The organism is Sandaracinaceae bacterium, from assembly GCA_020633055.1.
GTDB lineage: Bacteria > Myxococcota_A > Polyangia > Polyangiales > Houyiibacteriaceae > JADJJE01.
The window spans coordinates 24,796-41,457 of sequence record JACKEJ010000004.1; the positions used below are offsets into that span (position 1 = coordinate 24,796).

The 16,662-nt window shown below is 70.7% G+C and carries 17 protein-coding genes; 5 read left to right on the top strand and 12 right to left on the bottom strand.

The window, feature by feature from the left end; translation table 11 throughout:
• Positions 1 to 70: 70 nt before the first annotated feature.
• Together H6726_00140 and H6726_00145 are read left to right on the top strand one after the other, a co-directional pair.
• Positions 71 to 643, top strand: a complete 573-nt coding sequence (locus H6726_00140; protein ID MCB9656026.1) for a hypothetical protein — start codon at positions 71 to 73, stop codon at positions 641 to 643.
• Positions 644 to 1,212: 569 nt separating this feature from the next.
• A complete protein-coding gene (locus tag H6726_00145; GenBank protein MCB9656027.1) occupies positions 1,213 to 1,746 on the top strand; it encodes a hypothetical protein in 534 nt (177 codons plus the stop codon).
• Between the two features lie 63 nt (positions 1,747 to 1,809).
• On the opposite strand, the gene H6726_00150 is transcribed toward H6726_00145, so the two are convergent.
• On the bottom strand, positions 1,810 to 2,898 hold the full coding sequence (locus tag H6726_00150; GenBank protein ID MCB9656028.1) for a DUF2786 domain-containing protein: 1,089 nt from the start codon (positions 2,896 to 2,898) through the stop codon (positions 1,810 to 1,812).
• 99 nt (positions 2,899 to 2,997) lie between these two features.
• Here H6726_00150 and H6726_00155 point away from each other — a divergent pair, with 99 nt between their 5' ends.
• On the top strand, positions 2,998 to 3,570 hold the full coding sequence (locus H6726_00155; protein MCB9656029.1) for a suppressor of fused domain protein: 573 nt from the start codon (positions 2,998 to 3,000) through the stop codon (positions 3,568 to 3,570).
• 113 nt (positions 3,571 to 3,683) lie between these two features.
• On the opposite strand, the gene H6726_00160 is transcribed toward H6726_00155, so the two are convergent.
• From H6726_00160 to H6726_00170, 3 genes are all read right to left on the bottom strand, one after another.
• Entirely contained in the window at positions 3,684 to 4,247 is a 564-nt protein-coding gene (locus H6726_00160; GenBank protein MCB9656030.1) for a hypothetical protein, read from the bottom strand.
• Complete coding sequence (locus tag H6726_00165) at positions 4,244 to 4,501, bottom strand: hypothetical protein (protein MCB9656031.1); 258 nt, start codon at positions 4,499 to 4,501, stop codon at positions 4,244 to 4,246. The genes H6726_00160 and H6726_00165 overlap by 4 nt, the downstream gene beginning before the upstream one ends.
• Before the next feature lie 244 nt (positions 4,502 to 4,745).
• Positions 4,746 to 5,930, bottom strand: coding sequence for an FAD-dependent oxidoreductase (locus tag H6726_00170; GenBank protein MCB9656032.1), 1,185 nt, complete (start codon positions 5,928 to 5,930; stop codon positions 4,746 to 4,748).
• 174 nt (positions 5,931 to 6,104) lie between these two features.
• Here H6726_00170 and H6726_00175 point away from each other — a divergent pair, with 174 nt between their 5' ends.
• Positions 6,105 to 6,674 (top strand): TetR family transcriptional regulator, encoded by a 570-nt coding sequence (locus H6726_00175; GenBank protein ID MCB9656033.1) that lies wholly within the window; start codon positions 6,105 to 6,107, stop codon positions 6,672 to 6,674.
• 72 nt (positions 6,675 to 6,746) lie between these two features.
• On the opposite strand, the gene H6726_00180 is transcribed toward H6726_00175, so the two are convergent.
• The 6 genes from H6726_00180 to H6726_00205 form a co-directional block, all read right to left on the bottom strand.
• Positions 6,747 to 7,670, bottom strand: coding sequence for a hypothetical protein (locus tag H6726_00180; protein ID MCB9656034.1), 924 nt, complete (start codon positions 7,668 to 7,670; stop codon positions 6,747 to 6,749).
• Positions 7,661 to 8,407: an NADAR family protein gene (locus H6726_00185; protein ID MCB9656035.1), complete on the bottom strand. Its 747-nt coding sequence runs from the start codon at positions 8,405 to 8,407 to the stop codon at positions 7,661 to 7,663. Before H6726_00185 ends, H6726_00180 begins: the two co-directional genes overlap by 10 nt.
• A 63-nt stretch (positions 8,408 to 8,470) precedes the next feature.
• Positions 8,471 to 9,184 (bottom strand): alpha/beta fold hydrolase, encoded by a 714-nt coding sequence (locus H6726_00190; GenBank protein MCB9656036.1) that lies wholly within the window; start codon positions 9,182 to 9,184, stop codon positions 8,471 to 8,473.
• A 147-nt stretch (positions 9,185 to 9,331) separates the two neighbouring features.
• Positions 9,332 to 10,408: a bifunctional DNA-binding transcriptional regulator/O6-methylguanine-DNA methyltransferase Ada gene (ada, locus tag H6726_00195; GenBank protein ID MCB9656037.1), complete on the bottom strand. Its 1,077-nt coding sequence runs from the start codon at positions 10,406 to 10,408 to the stop codon at positions 9,332 to 9,334.
• Positions 10,409 to 10,471: 63 nt separating this feature from the next.
• Complete coding sequence (locus H6726_00200) at positions 10,472 to 11,767, bottom strand: DUF2236 domain-containing protein (GenBank protein MCB9656038.1); 1,296 nt, start codon at positions 11,765 to 11,767, stop codon at positions 10,472 to 10,474.
• 111 nt (positions 11,768 to 11,878) lie between these two features.
• Positions 11,879 to 12,556: a TetR/AcrR family transcriptional regulator gene (locus H6726_00205; GenBank protein MCB9656039.1), complete on the bottom strand. Its 678-nt coding sequence runs from the start codon at positions 12,554 to 12,556 to the stop codon at positions 11,879 to 11,881.
• 251 nt (positions 12,557 to 12,807) lie between these two features.
• On the opposite strand from H6726_00205, the gene H6726_00210 reads away from it, so the two are divergent.
• Positions 12,808 to 15,240 (top strand): hypothetical protein, encoded by a 2,433-nt coding sequence (locus H6726_00210; GenBank protein MCB9656040.1) that lies wholly within the window; start codon positions 12,808 to 12,810, stop codon positions 15,238 to 15,240.
• A gap of 54 nt (positions 15,241 to 15,294) precedes the next feature.
• On the opposite strand, the gene H6726_00215 is transcribed toward H6726_00210, so the two are convergent.
• Entirely contained in the window at positions 15,295 to 16,035 is a 741-nt protein-coding gene (locus H6726_00215) for a DUF1905 domain-containing protein (protein MCB9656041.1), read from the bottom strand.
• Positions 16,036 to 16,184: 149 nt separating this feature from the next.
• Positions 16,185 to 16,628, bottom strand: a complete 444-nt coding sequence (locus H6726_00220; protein MCB9656042.1) for a VOC family protein — start codon at positions 16,626 to 16,628, stop codon at positions 16,185 to 16,187.
• Positions 16,629 to 16,662: the final 34 nt, after the last annotated feature.

The following is a 16,662-nucleotide window of genomic DNA, read 5'->3' on the forward strand; positions in this document are numbered from 1 at the left end:
GAACGCCCACTCGACCCGCCGTGTTGCGGGGGCGCGGTGCTACGCGAGGCGGTGGATCCTCCTCGCGCTCGTGGGGCTTGCGCTCGGGTGTCGGCAGACCCCCGACACGCCGACAGCCTCGACGGTGAAGGCCGCGCTGAGGCCGGTCGCGTTGGTGCCTGCCGCACAGGGCGACCACGGCGCAGAGGACGCCATGCCCGCGCTTCCTTTGGGTGAAGCCCCACCGCCCCCAGGAACACACTTCGTGGATGTCGCGCATGCCACCACCCGCCTCCAGGCCACCTACTCGCCGAGCCAGTACCGCCTGCCGGTAGCCGCGTGGCCGCCCATGGCGTATCGGCACGAGCGCGAGATGCGGGTGCGTTGGTGGGCGCTGGCCTGGTGCAGCCACGATGAGTCCGCGCACGTTCGGCTGCACGAGGGCGTCATCTCGTTCGTGCGGCACATGGGGCCACCCATGCACTGCCCACCGCACCTCACGGCCTACGAGACGACGTTCCCGCCAGGCAACGACGCGGTGCGTGGGCTGCGTGGCCCCAGCGGCGGTGTTCAAGCGCTGCCGAGTGTGCTGCCCGCCGAAGCGCCGCGTCGTGCGCCACGGCGAGACTCCAGCTTGGCTGTGCCCGACATCTATTCCGAGTAGTACGGCAAGGACGTTGTCGATCGAGCAACTGGGGTGGTAGGACGGCTCGACATGTTCGCGAGGGTAGGAGAGGCAATACGGGGCGCGCACATCATCGCGACGGCGTCGCTCGTCGTCCTCATGGGGTCGGCCTCGGTCTCGGCTCAGACGCTCGAAGCAGACGTCCCGGTCCGCTTGGTGCGATGGGAAGCCGACATCGCGTGCGTCCCCGCGCGCCGACACGCTCTGCAGTGCAGCGGATGGAGCCGGTGGGTGCTCACCGCGGCGACCGACCGCGCGGGGACGTTGAGCGTGCGGGTGCCACGCGGACAGACGGGCTCGATCATGTTGGATCTCGTGTTTGGCGACATCGTGGACGCTCCTCCGACCATGCGCGTCAAGGTCGATGGCCGGTCTCTTCCTCCGGGCACCCGGCACGTGGACGTGCCCATCGAGCCGGGCGCGACGCATACGCTGGAGTCGTCCGTGACCGTTTGGGAGGAGGAGCGTCACGCATGTCACGATGCGCCGCGCGGTCGATGCACCGGCGGTGCCGTCCGACATTGGGTGACCGGGAACGGACACTACCGATGGTCCTACGCCTACTCGATCCCGCGTCTCCCGTCCGTCGCTGGCGCTACGCGCCGGTGCTCACCGTACGCTTGCCCGCAACCTACGAGCACGAGCCGTCCCGATCGCAACTGGATGAGCGCATCGACGGATACTTCGTGGCGCGCGAACGCCGCAGCGTGGAGCACGGGCCGTTCGTGGCGGTGGGCGGCATCGTCGGGCAGGGAGCGTTGGTCCAAGCCGGGTACGACATCTCATGGCCCCACGGCCGGGGGTCCTGGTCGACTGGCCTGGCTTTCGACGTGGCCCCGCAGGAGCGCGTGACGATCACGCCCGTGTTCGAGTTCGTAGCTCCGTTCAAGACCGGAATGTTCACCCCACCGTCGATCACAGCCGGGCTCGGCGTTCCGGTGGACGTGTGGCCGAGTCCGACCCCCGGCGTGCGGGTGCAGGTGTCCCTGTACGTGCCGTTCTTCAGCCTCGCGGCGTACGTCGACCTCATGCCCCTCACGCGTGACGCGCGCATCGCGGTCTTGGCGCGCCTCTCACTGTGAGCGCCCGAGACGCGACAAGGCTCTCGCGCGCGGCACGCTTCACGTCGGGGTCGCACGGCCGCGCTAGCCGCCAGACGGCAAGAGCCCACCGCCGCCGCTGCGGCCTGCCTCGACGGGGCGATGAAGCACCAGCTCCTGCCCCGCGGCCTGCCCGTGCGCGAACGCCGCGTCGCGCTCTCGACCGGCGCGGCGAATGGTGCGCGCCCGTGGGTAGCGCCGCTGGAAGTAGTCGGAGACGCCTGCGTCGCCCGTCCACACCAGGCCCTGAGCGGTGGACGCCCGCCGCTCACGCTCGAGCTTGTCGCGGAAGCCGCGCATCACGCCAACCAAGAACGAGCGGCGGTCGCGGTTGCCTGCGATGCCGTGCTCTGTGCGGTGGCGCTTCCACGCGGCCTCGCCTGCGTGCAGGAGGAAGCCGTGCACGTAGTCGGCCATGCGCACGTTCGCGGGTGTCCCGCAGATCTCGAGCACCGAGCCGCGGCGCCCCTCGAGCGGACGGAACGAGTTGACCCAGATGGCCTCGACGAAGAAGTGCCCCGTCAGGATCGACGCGAGCACGCGCTCGTGCTCGTCATGGCGCGCCTTGACGGGGCCGACGTGCGCGAAGGTGAAGTCCCGCTCGTCGGCGCGCGTGTCGCGCTCGCGGATGTTGTGCTCGAGCATGAGCCGCCGCGCCTGTTGCATCGCCGCGTCTGCCTCGTGCGGGTTGTCGCTCCCGGCCAGCGCCAAGAGGCGCCTTACCTTGTCGATGACCCTGCCCGCCGCCGTCGTGGCCACGTCGTCTCCGGGCGTGACGACGACGCCCGCCGCCCGAGCGTCGATGCCCCGCGCCTGACACACCCCGCGAAACACGGGCCCATGTGCAGACTCGGACACGCGGAGCACCTCCGCGACGAACTGGTGCGCCATCTCGTGCTTGAGGACCTCGAGGACTTCCATCCACGGGTGGTCGATCACGAGCTGCCGGGCGACCTCGATCGTCCGCGTCGCGGGCACGAAGCGCGCGAGGAACGACGTCGCGTCGCTGAGCGCCAGCACCGGCGGACGCATCCGCTCGCCGAAAAGCGCCCAGTTGTCGGCCTTCCAGCGCTCGCGCAGCTCCTCGAGGATCAACCGCTCGAGCTCGTCGTTCAGCGCGTCGGGGGCCGCCATGCCCGGGAGCTTTGCTGATGCGGGCCGGGATTCAAGGCTGGCGCGAGCGCGAGGACGTCGACCTGCGCGACGGTGGTGAACTGCAGTACGGTTCCGCGGATGCCCCACACCAGCGACCTGGAAACGGCCCTGCGCGAGCACCTCGGCGCGACGTTTGCGGGACACACGATCACCGCCCACGACCTCGACGACGTTGGGCGCCTGCGTGCGAGCGTGCCTGGGTTCCGCGTACTCGAGGTGCACCCGGGTCCAAAGGCGTCGACCTGGGCGTACGTCACCTGCGGCGCAGCGGGTATCGCGCACCCGAACTCCCCAACCATGGAGTTCCTGACGACATCAGGGGAGCGCTCGAAGCGGGTCGCGCACCTGCTTACGATGGTCGCGTCCTACCACGCGACCGAAGGCCTCGGGCTGCAGCACACCTTCGGCCTCGGCGAGCCCTGGGTCGACGGATGCAATCTGACGGCCGGCTACGTCTCGCTGCCATACCCATGGGGGCCGGCGCTGGAGCTCTTCGAGCACGACGGCCAGGTCACGCACATCTACTGGCTCATGCCCATCAGCGCCGCCGAGCGCGAGCTGGCAAGACGCGCTGGAACTGACGCACTCGAGGAGCGCTTCGAGGACGCGGACGTCGCCTACTGGGACCTTCGCCGGAGATCGGTGGTCTAGCCGAAGGGCGTGTCCTGAAGAACGTTCACGCACGCATGGGGCTCCGAGACGACCGCGTCTCGACCGCGCGGAGGGCGCTTGGCCGCAGCGCGCGTTCGTCGCTGCGGCACAGCTCATCCGTGTGCGTTCAAGGCGCGCCACTCATCCTCGAGCCGCAGCGCCTCCACCCACGTCTCGATGTACGTACGGTCCAGCTGGGGTCCGACCGCGGCGACGACGCCGGCCACGTCGTCCAACTGCCGCTGCGAGCCACCCGACTTCTGGCACCACTCGAGCTTGCTCACGATGACGTCCTCGGGCGTGGCGACGAACACCGACAGACCCAGCCAGTCCGCGCGCATGCGGCGCTCGAACTCGGCCACGCTGAAGGGTCGGGCCTTGCGAACGATCAGGTCCGCCTTCCACCCGGAGTCCATGTCGATGAGGTTGAACATGTCCCTGCTGAGGAGCGCCGCACGCGCCGTGAGTGCGTCGACGTAGACGTGCTCGGTGGGGACGCCAGCGAGGAACGCTCGCAGCGTCGCGTCCGTCGGGTCGATCACGATGTCGACATCCTGCGTCGAGCGCGGGCGGCCGTGCAGCGTGCTGGCGAACGAGCCCGCCACCATGTACGGGACGGCTGCGGCGTCCAGCCAGCTGGTCAAGGAGGCCATGAACGCGCGCAAGCTGTCGCTCACGCGTCCCACCTCGGCGCGTTGGGATATGCCTTCGTGTACAGCTCGTCACCGAGGCGCAGCCGGATCTCGGCCAGGCGCACCGCGTCTTCGTCGTACTCCGGGTGCCGCGCGCGGATACCCGCGCGGGTCAGGCTGACCAGCTCCTCGCTCATCGCAATCGCAGTCGCCAGCCGCCGCTCTGGCCCCATACGTCGCCACACCTCGAGCTGCACTGCCCAAGCTTCGGGGGTCGTATCGGCCGGTCGCGATGACATCGGCGAAGGTTAGCAGACTCCGACTCGCGGACCCGCAGCAGCTGGCGCGCGGGTCCGTGATTCGGCCACTCCGGTCGACGGGGGTGTTGTCGCTGGACCTGGACGCCGAGCGCCATGCGGCGTCGGTCGGTCGCGAGCTGCCCCGCGCCGCGCATGGGCGACCACAGGGCAGCCAGAAAGAGGCTGACTGCGGCGAGCCTCACCGCGCGGTCGGTCCAGCCGCCGCAACGTCGCCTGGAGCGCGTCATCGATAGACGAGCCCCGAGAGCCGAAGCGCAAAGCGGCGGCGGAACGCAGGGAGCTTGGCGACGCACCACAGCACCACGTTGCGCAGCCACCGCAGCCGCGGCCGCGTGGTGGCGAGCCGCGTGAGCACGTCGGCCATACGCACGATCTGGGCTGCGATGGGGCGCCGCTCCTCGCTGTAGCGGTCGAGCGCCACGTCGTCGCCCGCGAGGGAGCGCGCGAGGGCGTCGGCCAGGCTCATCGCGTCGAGGATGCCAGCGTTCATGCCCTGACCCCCGGCGGGGCTGTGCACGTGCGCCGCATCGCCCGCGAGCACGAGGCGCCCGGAACGATAGTGGTCGGCCACACGATGGTGGATGTGGAAGCGCGAGCTCCACACCAGCTCCTTCACCACGGCGCGCTTGCCTTCGGGTCCGCGCGTGTCGAGCAGCTGCTGCACCAGCGCCACGTCCGGGTTCTCGGGCGCTTCGTCGAGCGTCGCGACCACGCGGTGGTAGCCACCGGGCAAGGGCGCGACCACGACCATGCCGGCGGGCGAGAAGTACAGGATCACCTCGTCGCGCACGACCCCGCCTTCGAGGCGCACGTCGGCCAGCACGAAGGACTCGGCGTAGGCCCCGCCGGTGAACGGGATCTGCGCCTGCTCGCGCACCGTGCTGTGCATGCCATCGGCGCCCACCAGGTAGCGCGCGCGCACGCGGGACCCGTCGTCGAGCAGCGCGTCCACGCCGCCGGAGTCCTGCGTGACGCCCACGAGCATGCGGGGCCGCAGGACCTGGCCTCCGAGCGCCACGAGGCGGTCGTGCAGCACGCGCTCGGTGACGGCCTGCGAGACCATCAAAGAGTACGGGTAGCGCGTGGGCAGGTCGTCGAAGCGCAGGTCGACCAGCACGCGATCGCGGTCGCGGATGGTGAAGCGCGGGGCGGCGATGCCCAGCTCGTCGAGGCGCTCGGCGGCGCCGATGGTCTCGAGCACCTCCAGCGTGCGGGCGTGCACCACGGCGGCGCGCGACGTGTTGGAACCCTGCGGCTGTCGGTCGATGACGGTCACGGCCACGCCGCGCAGGCGGAGGGCAGCGGCGAGCGTGAGGCCGGTGGGGCCGGCCCCGACGATCAGCACGTCCGTGTGGGACGGGGGGACGGGGGACGACTTGGGGGCGGACGGGATGGATTGGCGGGTCATGGGGGAGCTCCTTCGGGGTCGAGCCTCTCGGCTTTTGTCAACACGCGTTGACTTTCGTTACCGATCACTAGCGCCGCCCGGCGCATATGTCAACGACTGTTGGCCAACATTCGTTGACTTTTGTAAGTAGCTGAATCCGTTGCATGCCAACGAACGTTGACTCATGCTCTGGGCATGGCCCCGCGCAACGCCCCCGCCCGACGTTCCGACGCCACCAAAGCCGCCATTCTCGAGGCGGCCCGGGAGCAGTTCGCCGCCAACGGCTACGGCGGCGCCACCATTCGCGCCATCGCCGCCGCCGCCGAGATCGACCCCGCCATGGTGATGCGCTACTTCGGCAACAAGGAGAAGCTGTTCGCGGCCGCCGCCGACTTCGACCTGCGCTTCCCCGACTTCGCCGACGTTCCCCGCGAGGCGGTCGGGGCCGCCGTGGTGGAACACTTCCTGTCCATCTGGGAGGGGGACGAGAGCTTCGTCGCCCTGCTCCGTACCTCCGTCACGCACGACGAGGTCGCGGACCGCATGCGCGGCATCTTCGCGAGCCAGGTGGTGCCCGCCATCGCGCGCCTGCGCGGCGAGCCACCTGCCGCCGTGGCGCTGCGCACGGGCCTGCTCACATCACAGATGCTGGGGCTGGCGCTGTGCCGCTACGTCCTGCGTGTACCCTCGGTCGCTGCTGCGGATCGCGCGGAACTGATCGAGCGCGTGGGCGCGAACGTGCAGGCGCTTCTGTTCGACAGGTGAGGCCCGCTCGCGGCCAGGGCGTTGGGAGCAGCCACCCGGCCTGCGCGCGAGACTGAAGTCGGGCACGGTCGGTCAGCTCATCCAAGTGACGTAGCCATCTACATAGCGCCATCGACCACGGACCCGCACGAGGACGTGCTCCTGTCCGTCGCCACAGAGAGATCCACAGAAGAACGCAGTAGCCACGACCGCGACAGCGTCATAGGGGAGTCGGACTCGGTCCAGGGCGCAACGGTCGTGCGCAGGGTCCGGCGCTCCCCACGTGGCCAGGCTCGACGGATCGACGTCCACGTCCACAGCAGCCTCACAACCCTGGGGTGTGCGGTCCTCTACCCAAGCCTCCAGCGTGGGAACACGTCGACCCTGTGTCGGCGGGTCGCGTAGGATCTCGAACGACCAACCGCGCGTCTGGAAGCGCTGGCACACCAAAGGCCCGTCCACGTACACGCGACGCCCCGTGTCACGCTGCGGACCATAGACGCGCCACATCACCGCCTCCAGGCGTTCGTCGCGCGCGACAGCGTCACACGACGTCGGCCAAGGGTCGTTCGTCATGGCGTGGGCGCGCACGTAGTCGAGCGGCGCCGGGTCTTCGACCCGTAGCTCCAGAGCCTGTATGGTCGCATCGAGCGCAGCTAGGAGCTCGGCTCGAGCGCGTCCTGCCGGGGTGTCGTCAGCGCAGCGCCCGGACTCGGCCTCCATGCGTTCGAGCTCGGCGAACCAGCGCACGGCCGAGCGGGCCAGCGCCATCCCGGTCGCGAGGTCGAGGAGCTCATCGCTCGTGGAAAGGAACCACCGGCGCTCTCGGATGGCTTCCATGGAGACGTCTGCGTCCAACGTGCTCGCCAGGTCGGGGTAGCGCGACGGTCCGTCCTCAGGTGGCGCTTCCAGGCAGCTCCGCGAGGTACGGCGCCCCGTGATGGGGTTGTGAGCGCAGCCGTCCACACCTGCCGCGAGGCCCACGACGAGCAGTACCGTCCATGGCCTCAGTACCACCCCGACCACCCACCCGTCGCTGGATGCACCAGCTCGATCTCGACGCGCTGCGCCGGTGTGAGCGCGCTCCAGCTCTCGCTGAGCGCGCGCATGTAGTCCTCCCCCGCGCCCATCCGCCAGAACGCCGAGTAGCGGTGTTCCTCGGGAAACCGAACCCACGGCGGGGGCAGTGCGCCGACCGGCATGCGCGGCGCTGGGAACTGTCGCAACCTGGCGCGCGCCTCGCCCAGCGCGAACCCGAGCAAGTTCTGCCCGCGCCACGTCTTCGGGCTGTGCGCTGCCGGGTCGTCCGCGCCGAGGCCAATGCCCCAGATGGCGTCACGTGGGCTGGCCTCGACCAGCACGACGTCGCCCGTGGTGTCGAGCCACGCGCCCAGCTCCGGGTTCTGCCGAAACTTGAGCACGTTGCCGGTCACGACGATGGCGTAGCGCGCGGCCTCCCAGGTCTCGTCGTCGAAGTCCTTCACGGCACGCCCGAGCGCCTTCGCCTTCCCGGGGCTGTCCGCCGCGAGGATGGCGGCTGCGCTCGCCGCGTCGTCGAACAGGAGCGCCTTCTGCGCCATCATCCAGTGCTCGGCCGTGCGATAGGTCATGCCCTCGAAGGTGAACGGCGCCGGATACCACTGGCTGAGCGCCCACGGTCCTGGGCCCGTCCCGGTGTGTCCCCAGAAGTACTTGAACTTCACCTTCTGGCCGTCGTCGATGCGACGGTTGAGCGCGTCGATGTGTGCGTTCACGTGACGTGCGTACCACGAACACGACCCACGCGGCTCGGTCTCGCGACGGGGGCGACGAGCGTGTCATCGGTCCACGGAGAGGATCGCGTCCACCAGCGCGTCGGGCTGCGAGAAGTATGCGGAGTGGCTCGCCTCGAGGCTCTCCACGCGCTCCACGCGCGCTGCGTCGATGAGGCGGTCTTGCAGTGCGGGTGACACGGCGCGGTCCTGGGTGAGGCGGATGTACGCGCGCGGCACGCGGCCATAGCGCGCATCCGTGAGCGCCAGGCGGGCGAGCGCGGGCAGGCTCGGCTCACGACACAGGAGCGACGACGCGAGCGCCACGTCGTCCGCCGCGCAGTCTGCGTAGAGCCCCTCGACGTAGGCCTCGGGGTCGAGCCAGTCGCACACCCCGGCCTTGCTCACGTGGACGTAGGGGCGCAGGTAGCAGCCCTCGTCCTTCGCGAAGTAGTCCGCCACACGCGCGTGGCTCGGCAGCATGTACGACGCCAGGTAGACTACGCGCCGGACGCGCTCCGGGTGGGCCTGGGCGAGCGCGCTGGCGAGGATGCCGTAGCGGCTGTGCGCAACGATGGTGGTCTGCACTTGATCGCTGAGCAGGGGCGCGGTGGCGCGCACCAAGTGCCCCAACGTCACGCGCGGAGCCCAGGCGGGGTCACGCCCACGCCCGGGCAAGTTGGGGACGAGCACCTCGCCGTGCTGGCGCAGACGCGGCGCGACCTTGTACCAGCACCACGCGCCGTGCCAGCTCCCATGGATGAGCAGAAAGCGTTTCATGCATGGAGCGTGACTCGCTCGCACACACGTCGCGCTCCGGTTCTTGTCGCGGAACTGAAGACGGCGCGCACCCGCCGCACGTGATGCGCACCCGCGTGCAACCGCGACACGCTGCGGCACACCCGCGCACCGCCGCTCCTCCGCGCCTCAGCGCAAACCCTCGCGCGCGATGAGCTCACGCTTGCGCTCGACGCCCCAGCGGTAGCCCGAGAGCGAGCCGTCCCGCCGCACCACGCGATGACAGGGGATGGCCACCGCGAGCGTGTTGGCCGCGCACGCACCCGCCACCGCCCGCGTGGCAGCCGGCGCGCCGAGCCGCTGCGCGATCTCCGAGTACGTCACGGTCTGCCCCGCGGGGACCTCGCGCAACGCACGCCACACGCGCTGCTGGAACGCCGTGCCGCGCACGTCGAGGGGCAGGCTGAGCCCCAGCCGCGGCGCCTCCACGAAGCCCACTACCGTAGCGACCACACGCTCGTACGCAGCGTCCCCGCCCACCAGCGTGGCGCGCGGGAAGCGGTCCTGCAGCTCGCGCACCAGCGCGTCCGGGTCGTCCCCCAGCGAGATGGCCGCGACGCCGCGCTCGCTGGACGCCACCAGCACGGCGCCCAGCGAGCACTGCCCCACCGCGAAGCGCAGCGTCTCTTGCGCGCCGCCGGCGCGATAGCGCCCCGGGGTCATGCCGAGCATGGCCGACGACTGCTCGTAGAAGCGGCCCTGCGAGCCGAAGCCCGCGGCGTAGAGCGCCTCGGTCACGGGCGCCCCACCCTCCAGCTCGTCGCGCACGCGCCGCGCCCGCTGCGCCGCCGCGTACTGCTTGGGTGTGAGCCCGGTGTGCGCCTTGAAGAGCCGGTGGAAGTAGCCCGGGCTCAGTTGCACGGCGTCGGCCAGCTGCGCCAGCGAGGGGCACGCCTCACGCTCCTCGAGGAGGCGGCAAGCCTGCTCCACCAGCGCCGTGTTCTCGGCCTCGGGCGAGGACCCGTCGGGGCTGCAGCGCTTGCACGGCCGGCAGCCCGTCGCGCGCGCGCTCGCGAGCGTGTCGTGCAGCGTGACGTTGGCCGGGTTGGCCGTGCGCGAAGGGCACGACGGTCGGCAGTAGATGCCCGTCGTGGCCACCGAGTACCAGAACGCACCGTCGGCGGTCTTGTCCCGTGCCAGCACGCGCGCCCAGCGGGGGTCGTGCAGCGTGTTCGTTCGGCGGGCGTGGGGTGAGATCTTGGTCATGACGGCTGGCTAGCGTGCCCCGCCATCATGCGCGCTCTGGTTCTTGCTTTCGAATCGGCACGCTCAGGCGGCCTTGGTCTTGTAGTTCGCCTCGTTGGTGCGGTACTCGGCTGCCCCGTCGACCCTCAGCTGGCGCTTCACCGTCCGCGTCGCGAAGCGGTCCACGGCGCGGCGCACGCCCGGCGCGCGCTTGGCCAGGGTGAGCGCCCCGAACCCGAGGCCCACGGGCGCGAACACGGAGGCGAAGGCCAGCGCGTCTGCCAGCTCTCGTTGGACACCCATGTCGTGGGCGGTCTTCTCCCCCACCAGCTGCGTGTAGAGGAAGCGCGTCGCGCCCTGGTCCATGCCGTGCAGCACGCGGTCGTGCCACTGCGCGGAGGTGCGGCGGTAGGCCTCGAGCGTCGCGCGGTTGAGGTCGCGCCCGCGCTCGTCGAACTTGTGGCGCAGCGTGGCCTGACACATCTGCCACGTCTCGACGATCTGCTGCGGGTCGTCGCTGAGGAACTGGTCGTGCATGCCCAGCAGCGAGGCCAGGTAGCGTCCCTGCTCCACCACGCCGCGCTCGGCCGTGGAGAACCCCCGCCCACGCGCGAGCGCACGCTGCGCGAGGCGGTAGTTGATGGTCAGCGCGGCGCCCATCTGGTCCACCTGCGGGATGGGCGTGCCGTAGACGCCGAAGTCCCACACCGTGGGGCGCCGCAAGAGGCTCGTGCGCACCATGGCGTGCATCACGCGCACCTTCACGGCCGACTGGTACGCCTCGCCCCCGCGCCGCAGCGCACCGGGCAACGTGGCGAGCTTGAACGTGCTGGTGGTCTCCTTCATGCGCTTCGCGGCGGAGTCGCTGGTGAGCGCGCCGGTGATGACCATCGGCAGGCCCTGGTAGCCGTTGACGTAGGTCATCATGAAGGCCACGCGCGTGAGCGCCTCACCGCCCAGCGCCGAGAACAGCCGGGCGTGCTCCGAGGCGCGCTCGATGGCGTCCCAGTCCACCCACGCGGGCACCGCCTCCATGGCGCGCAGCAGCGCCACCAGCTCGGGCGGTGCGTCGGGCACGCTGTCGATGCCGTGCGCGGCGGCCTGGTCCACCATCGCGCGCGCCTTCGGGTAGCCCAGCTCCGGGATGCGAGCGGCGAACGCGTCGGTCAGCGGGTCGCCCATCAGCGTGAGCTGCCGGAAGAACTCCACCTGCTCGGCGTCGTCCAGCAGCGCCTGCACGCGGGGCTTCCGACGCAGGATGCTGTTCTCGCCCAGGGCGGTGCGAAAGCGCTCGGGGGTGATGCCGAGGTCGAGGCCGCCATACACGGCGGGCGCGAGGGTCTGCTGCAGCTCGGTGACGTTGCGGGTGCTGTAGGTCATGGTCGTTTCGTTTTGGTGTGGGACCGCGGGTGGCGGCCTGGACGCGGGGTGCTCCGAGGCGGGTGACGCTCATGCCCGCGCACGCGCTGCGTCGTGTTCTTGCAAGACACGTCAGAGCCCCCTCGCCGTCAGCGCCGCGTCGATGGCGGCCGGCGTGTGCGGCACGGCGAGGTATGTGAGCAGCGAGCGCAGCAGCTCGCGCAGGAAGGCGCGCTCGTCGATGGCGTCGACCTCGAGCCGGGCCGCCTCGTGCCGCGCCGCGAGCATGGCCATGGCCTGGCTGAGCGCGAAGTCGATGGCGAGGGGCGGGTTGGGGTGCCCGATCTCCGTCGCGTGCTGCAGAAACTGGTCGCGGAGCATGGCGCGGATGTGCTGACGCAAGCGGCGCAGGCCCGTGGCGAACTCGTCGTCCGAGAGAGCGCGCACGTACGCAGACTGCAGCAGCGCCTGGTTCGCGCGGTAGAAGCTCATGACCACGACGGTCACCTCGGCGCTGAGGCCCACCATGTGCTTCCCGCGCGTGGGGGGTACCCGCAGGGGCGCCGCGCTCTCGAGCATCGCCAAGGTCTCGTCGACGAACACGCGGAACGCCTCGCTCACGAGCGTGCTCTTGTCGCCAAACCGCCGATTCACCGTGGCGGGCGCGACGCCAGCAGCGGCCGCGATGTCGGTCGTGGTGACGGCGTCCACCCCACGCTCGCGGAACAGGCGGAGCGCCGAGCGGATGAGCGCTTCCTCCGTGCGGCGGCTGCGGGCCTGAGTCGGGGTCGGTCGGGCGGCGGTGTTCATATGTAAAACGGAATTGCTTTTTACATAAGACGACACACGCGTCAATCCCTAGCGTGCAGCTGGGGGACCCTCGCGTTCCCGCGAACGACCCGCCAAGGCCAGTACGTTGCTCGTAGGATTCGGGAATGAACGACCCCAAGCGATCATTCTCGCGGCGTGGTGTTGCCGCAGGCGGGAAGCGGAGCGTGTGTTCACATGGTGTCGTCACACGCTGCTCGACGATGCCTGACGCGTCGGATGGGAGGGTCGCCATGAACGGTCGCAAGGACGCTGCGCTCGGTCTGCTGGGGCTCGTGCTGATGACGGGCTGCGGCGCCCCCAGCCAACACGAGCAGGTGGTGACCAGCGCACCCACAGCGGCCGCGAACGACGGCGCAGACCTCACCGACCTGCCTCCGGCTTGGGCCGACGCCGTCCACGCCGCGCGCGCCTACGTCGCTACGCCGCGCGACAGCCTTCAGGGGTTCATCGAGAGCGTGATGTCGGCCGGGTGGGCCACGGAGAGCGCTTCATCCGCACCCTCCGCGCCACCCGACGGAGGGGCTGAGACGGCGCTGACCCTGGCGCGACGGGCCTTGTCCGCCGGACCTCCGCCCGCGTCCATGAGCGACGTGGTCACGCTCGTGCTCGCCCTCGAGGCGCGCTGCACGACGGTTCCGCGCGACGCCGTGTGCCTCGGCCCCGAGGTGGGCACCATGCAGCTCGGCGTGCTCGTGGGCCTCGCGTCGTTCGGGGCTGACGTACGACTGGTGGTGCCCCGCGTGCCGCCCCTCGCGTGGTTCGACGGCGACGGCGACGACGACACCGCACCACCGCACGGCTACGCGGTCCCCGTGCCCCCTGGGTTCGAGGCGCTGCCGTGGGACCCGCGCCATGACGGCGTGCTGGCCCGTCGCTTCAGGGGCTCCGCCGGAAGCCCGTACGAGGGCGCGCAGGCGATGGCGCGCGCTCCCGAGGCGCTCCTCGGGGCGCGGGTGGAGGCTTCCGAGCGCCCGCTCGCGTGTGAGGCGCTCGACGCCTTGCTGGCCGGCCGCGCGGAGGACGAGCCGCTCGCGACGGAGCGCACCGGCGATGGCGCGGCCTCCTGCACGCGCGCCGGGGCGCGTCACCTGGCGTGGGTCGAGAGCAGCGAGCAGCCGCTCCTGTGGACGTTGGTCGTCACTGACCCAGCCCAGCTCCCTCGCGCGCGCATGGCGGCGGAGCTCGCATCGACGCGGGCGTGGCCGTGGTTCCAGGGACACCCATCTACCGGCGCGCAGCGCGGCACGGAGGAGACGGTCCGCGCGTTGGAGCACGGAGACCTGCTCCCTTCACTGCCCGAAGCGGACGGTTGGCACGAGGAGCACTGGGACACGGGACGACCGGGCGGCGAGCACACGGTGTTCGAGCGCACCGAGTGGATGGCGAGCGAACGCCCTGGCTGGGAGCTGAGCAGGGTGCGGACCGCGTTTCGACGTCCGAGCGGCGTGCTCGTCGGCGGCGGCGACCCCAATCCAAGAGGGCGCCCCGTGACGGTCATTCCCCAAGCGCAATACTTCGAGGAGCCCTCCCCGGGGGCATACGCTCGAGCCGTGGCGAGCATGCTCGAACGCTGCCCGCAGCTAGCCGCGCTGTCGGCACACACCATCTTGCCTTCACCAGCGTGCGACGAGGACGAAGACATCGACTGCCGCGTCAACGACTGGGGCACGGTGCGTGTGTTCGAACGGGGCTGGTCCGGGTCTGGCATGGATGGGGTCGGCGAGTGGACGCAGACTGCGGTGGACCTCGGGAGCTGCGAAGCGCGCGTGCTGCGTGCAAGCTATCAGCACCTCGACCCGTACTCCGGCTACGCCACCTGGGCGACCTCGGAGCGCGCCCCCCACCCGGCGCACTTTGCCGACTTCGACGCCATCCCATGGCCCGCCCACGCGAGGATACCGTTCCCCGGGGGACCGACGTTCACGGGGCGCCCGCGCGAGCAAGACGGGGCGCGCGTCTGTCGCCCCGAGCTCACGTTCACGCGGCAACGACTGCAGGCGGGCCCTTGGATCGACGGTGTCCCCGACCGTGTCCCCGCACGGCGCGTCCAGCGCGGTCGCGTGGGGGCTGTCCCCCGTGAGCTCGGGGGCACCGCCCGCGAGAACGGCACGCTCCACGTGCGCCTGCGCTTCGAGCCGCGGCTGCGGCACGGCGAGCTGGTGTTCTACACCTCGGCGCGGCACCGGTACGGGGGTGAGCGCCTGGCGGTGTACGACGCCGGACGCAACCAGCACCGCATGCTGCTCGACAGCACGGTGCCTGGCGTGCGCGGCAACATCCAGGTGCACGACGTGGTCGGCGACGAGCTGATCCTCAGCGTCACCCCCGACCCACGCCCCGACTTCGTCCAGCTCCCGGTCTACATCGTGCTCAACCTCGAGAGCGGTGTCGGTAGGACGCTGGACGCCACGTATCTCCGCAGCACGCCGTCCCCCGAAGCCGCGCCCAACGCGTCGTCCGCCCCTGACGACGACGCCTTCGTCGAGTCGATGGATGAAGCACAGCCCGGCGAGTACGAGGCTCCCTGGCTGGGCGACTCGTTTGTGAGGACCACCGACGGAACCCCAGAGGTCGTCGTGAGCGAAGACCTGTACGACGCCGAAGACCACCGTCGCGCGTGCATCCGCGGCACACCGCTCGCAACGCTCGTGTCCCGCCGCTAGAGCTGCTAGCGCCCGAGTCAAAGTCGCGCTCCCGCCGAGCCGCGCGGCGATCGCTCAGCGCAGCGCCAGCTTGCCGCTCTTGGCCAGCTCCGGGTCCGTGCACGACGCCAGATTGAAGCAGCAGGGCCGGCGCTTGCCCTTGCGGAGCTTGTCGATGCTCACCTCCACGCGCTTCTGCCGGGTCCCAGCGTTCTTGGTCTCGTTGACCCAGCGCACCCACTCCCAGCGGGCCATGGGGGTGATCACGCGCCACAGGTCCTGGATGTCGGCGGAGGCGTCGGTCAGCGCATCCCGCAAGTCACCAGGCACGTCGGGCTCGGGCCATTCGCCGCTGGGCACCACCTCGACCGCCACCGTGTCACCCGGCGCCAGACCCGTCGCCCTTCGCAGCGCGTCGTCGACGTTCATGAAGTGACCGAAGTCTCCGTCGGGCTCGAGCACGGTCTGGAATGCGTGCCCCTTCACGGTGGCGTCGACGGCGACCTGCCCACGCGAAGGGAGCTGCTTGCTAGCGGCGTCGGGCAGCCGGACGATGACGCGTCCGAGCTCGTTCGCCAGCAGGGGCCCCGCAAAGCTCACCGGCGTGCCCTTGGCCGCCTTCGCGGGCTTCGGCTTCGCCGCGGTCACCTTCGACGCGGCCTTGTTCGCGGCGGACCCCTTGGCTGCGCTCGTCTTTGGAGCCGCCTTCGACGTAGGCTTCTTGGCAGCGGTCGACTTCGGAGCGCTGGCCTTCGACGCCAGCTTCGCCTTCTTGGCGGTGGGCTGCTGAGCGCTGGTCTTCTTCTTGGCGGCCATGCGGCGTCCTCCGTACGTCGGAGGCGGAGGGCCGACGTCGCCTCGGGATACGAGCCCACCTCACGCTTGTCAACGACGGCTGCGGGCCGGTTGCGCTGCGAGGGCACCCGAGCGACACGAACCGTGTCCGCTCCCCTGCCCGCGCCGCGTCAGTCGAAGAGCGCCGTGTATCGGCGCTGCATCTCCTCCGGCGTGACCTCCTCGAGCGCGTGCCCGATGAGCCACTCGTGCCCGAACGGGCAACGCACGGCGCCGGAGCGCTCGCCGTAGAACTGGTCCTGCGCCGCGCGCAGCAGCGTCGCGCCCTCGGCGAGCGCCTTGGCGATGACGGCGTCGGCGTCCTCCACGTGGAGGTGGATGGAGAGCGGCGCGCGCGTCTCGGGGGCCGTGGGTGGTGCCAAGAGCCCCATCTCGGGGAAGGGGTCCGACAGCATCAGCACGGTGCCATCGAAGTCGAGCTCGGCGTGACCGACGCGGCCGCTGGGCTCCACCAACCGGTAGAGCTCCCGCGCGCCGAACACGCGGGAGTAGAAGTCGATGGCGGCGACGCAGTCGCGGACGCGCATGTAGGGGTACAGGGCTTGAGTGCTCATGCGGTCACTGTGCCGCGGGCCCCCACATCGCGTC

Excerpts from the sequence above, each read along its gene's own strand:
- ada (MCB9656037.1), bottom strand. The coding sequence starts at position 10,408 with ATGACCAAGATCTCACCCCACGCCCGCCGAACGAACACGCTGCACGAC.
- H6726_00145 (MCB9656027.1), top strand. The coding sequence starts at position 1,213 with ATGGTCCTACGCCTACTCGATCCCGCGTCTCCCGTCCGTCGCTGGCGC.
- H6726_00165 (MCB9656031.1), bottom strand. The coding sequence starts at position 4,501 with ATGTCATCGCGACCGGCCGATACGACCCCCGAAGCTTGGGCAGTGCAG.
- H6726_00210 (MCB9656040.1), top strand. The coding sequence starts at position 12,808 with ATGAACGGTCGCAAGGACGCTGCGCTCGGTCTGCTGGGGCTCGTGCTG.
- H6726_00150 (MCB9656028.1), bottom strand. The coding sequence starts at position 2,898 with ATGGCGGCCCCCGACGCGCTGAACGACGAGCTCGAGCGGTTGATCCTC.
- H6726_00155 (MCB9656029.1), top strand. The coding sequence starts at position 2,998 with ATGCCCCACACCAGCGACCTGGAAACGGCCCTGCGCGAGCACCTCGGC.
- H6726_00220 (MCB9656042.1), bottom strand. The coding sequence starts at position 16,628 with ATGAGCACTCAAGCCCTGTACCCCTACATGCGCGTCCGCGACTGCGTC.
- H6726_00215 (MCB9656041.1), bottom strand. The coding sequence starts at position 16,035 with ATGGCCGCCAAGAAGAAGACCAGCGCTCAGCAGCCCACCGCCAAGAAG.
- H6726_00200 (MCB9656038.1), bottom strand. The coding sequence starts at position 11,767 with ATGACCTACAGCACCCGCAACGTCACCGAGCTGCAGCAGACCCTCGCG.
- H6726_00190 (MCB9656036.1), bottom strand. The coding sequence starts at position 9,184 with ATGAAACGCTTTCTGCTCATCCATGGGAGCTGGCACGGCGCGTGGTGC.
- H6726_00170 (MCB9656032.1), bottom strand. The coding sequence starts at position 5,930 with ATGACCCGCCAATCCATCCCGTCCGCCCCCAAGTCGTCCCCCGTCCCC.
- H6726_00205 (MCB9656039.1), bottom strand. The coding sequence starts at position 12,556 with ATGAACACCGCCGCCCGACCGACCCCGACTCAGGCCCGCAGCCGCCGC.
- H6726_00175 (MCB9656033.1), top strand. The coding sequence starts at position 6,105 with ATGGCCCCGCGCAACGCCCCCGCCCGACGTTCCGACGCCACCAAAGCC.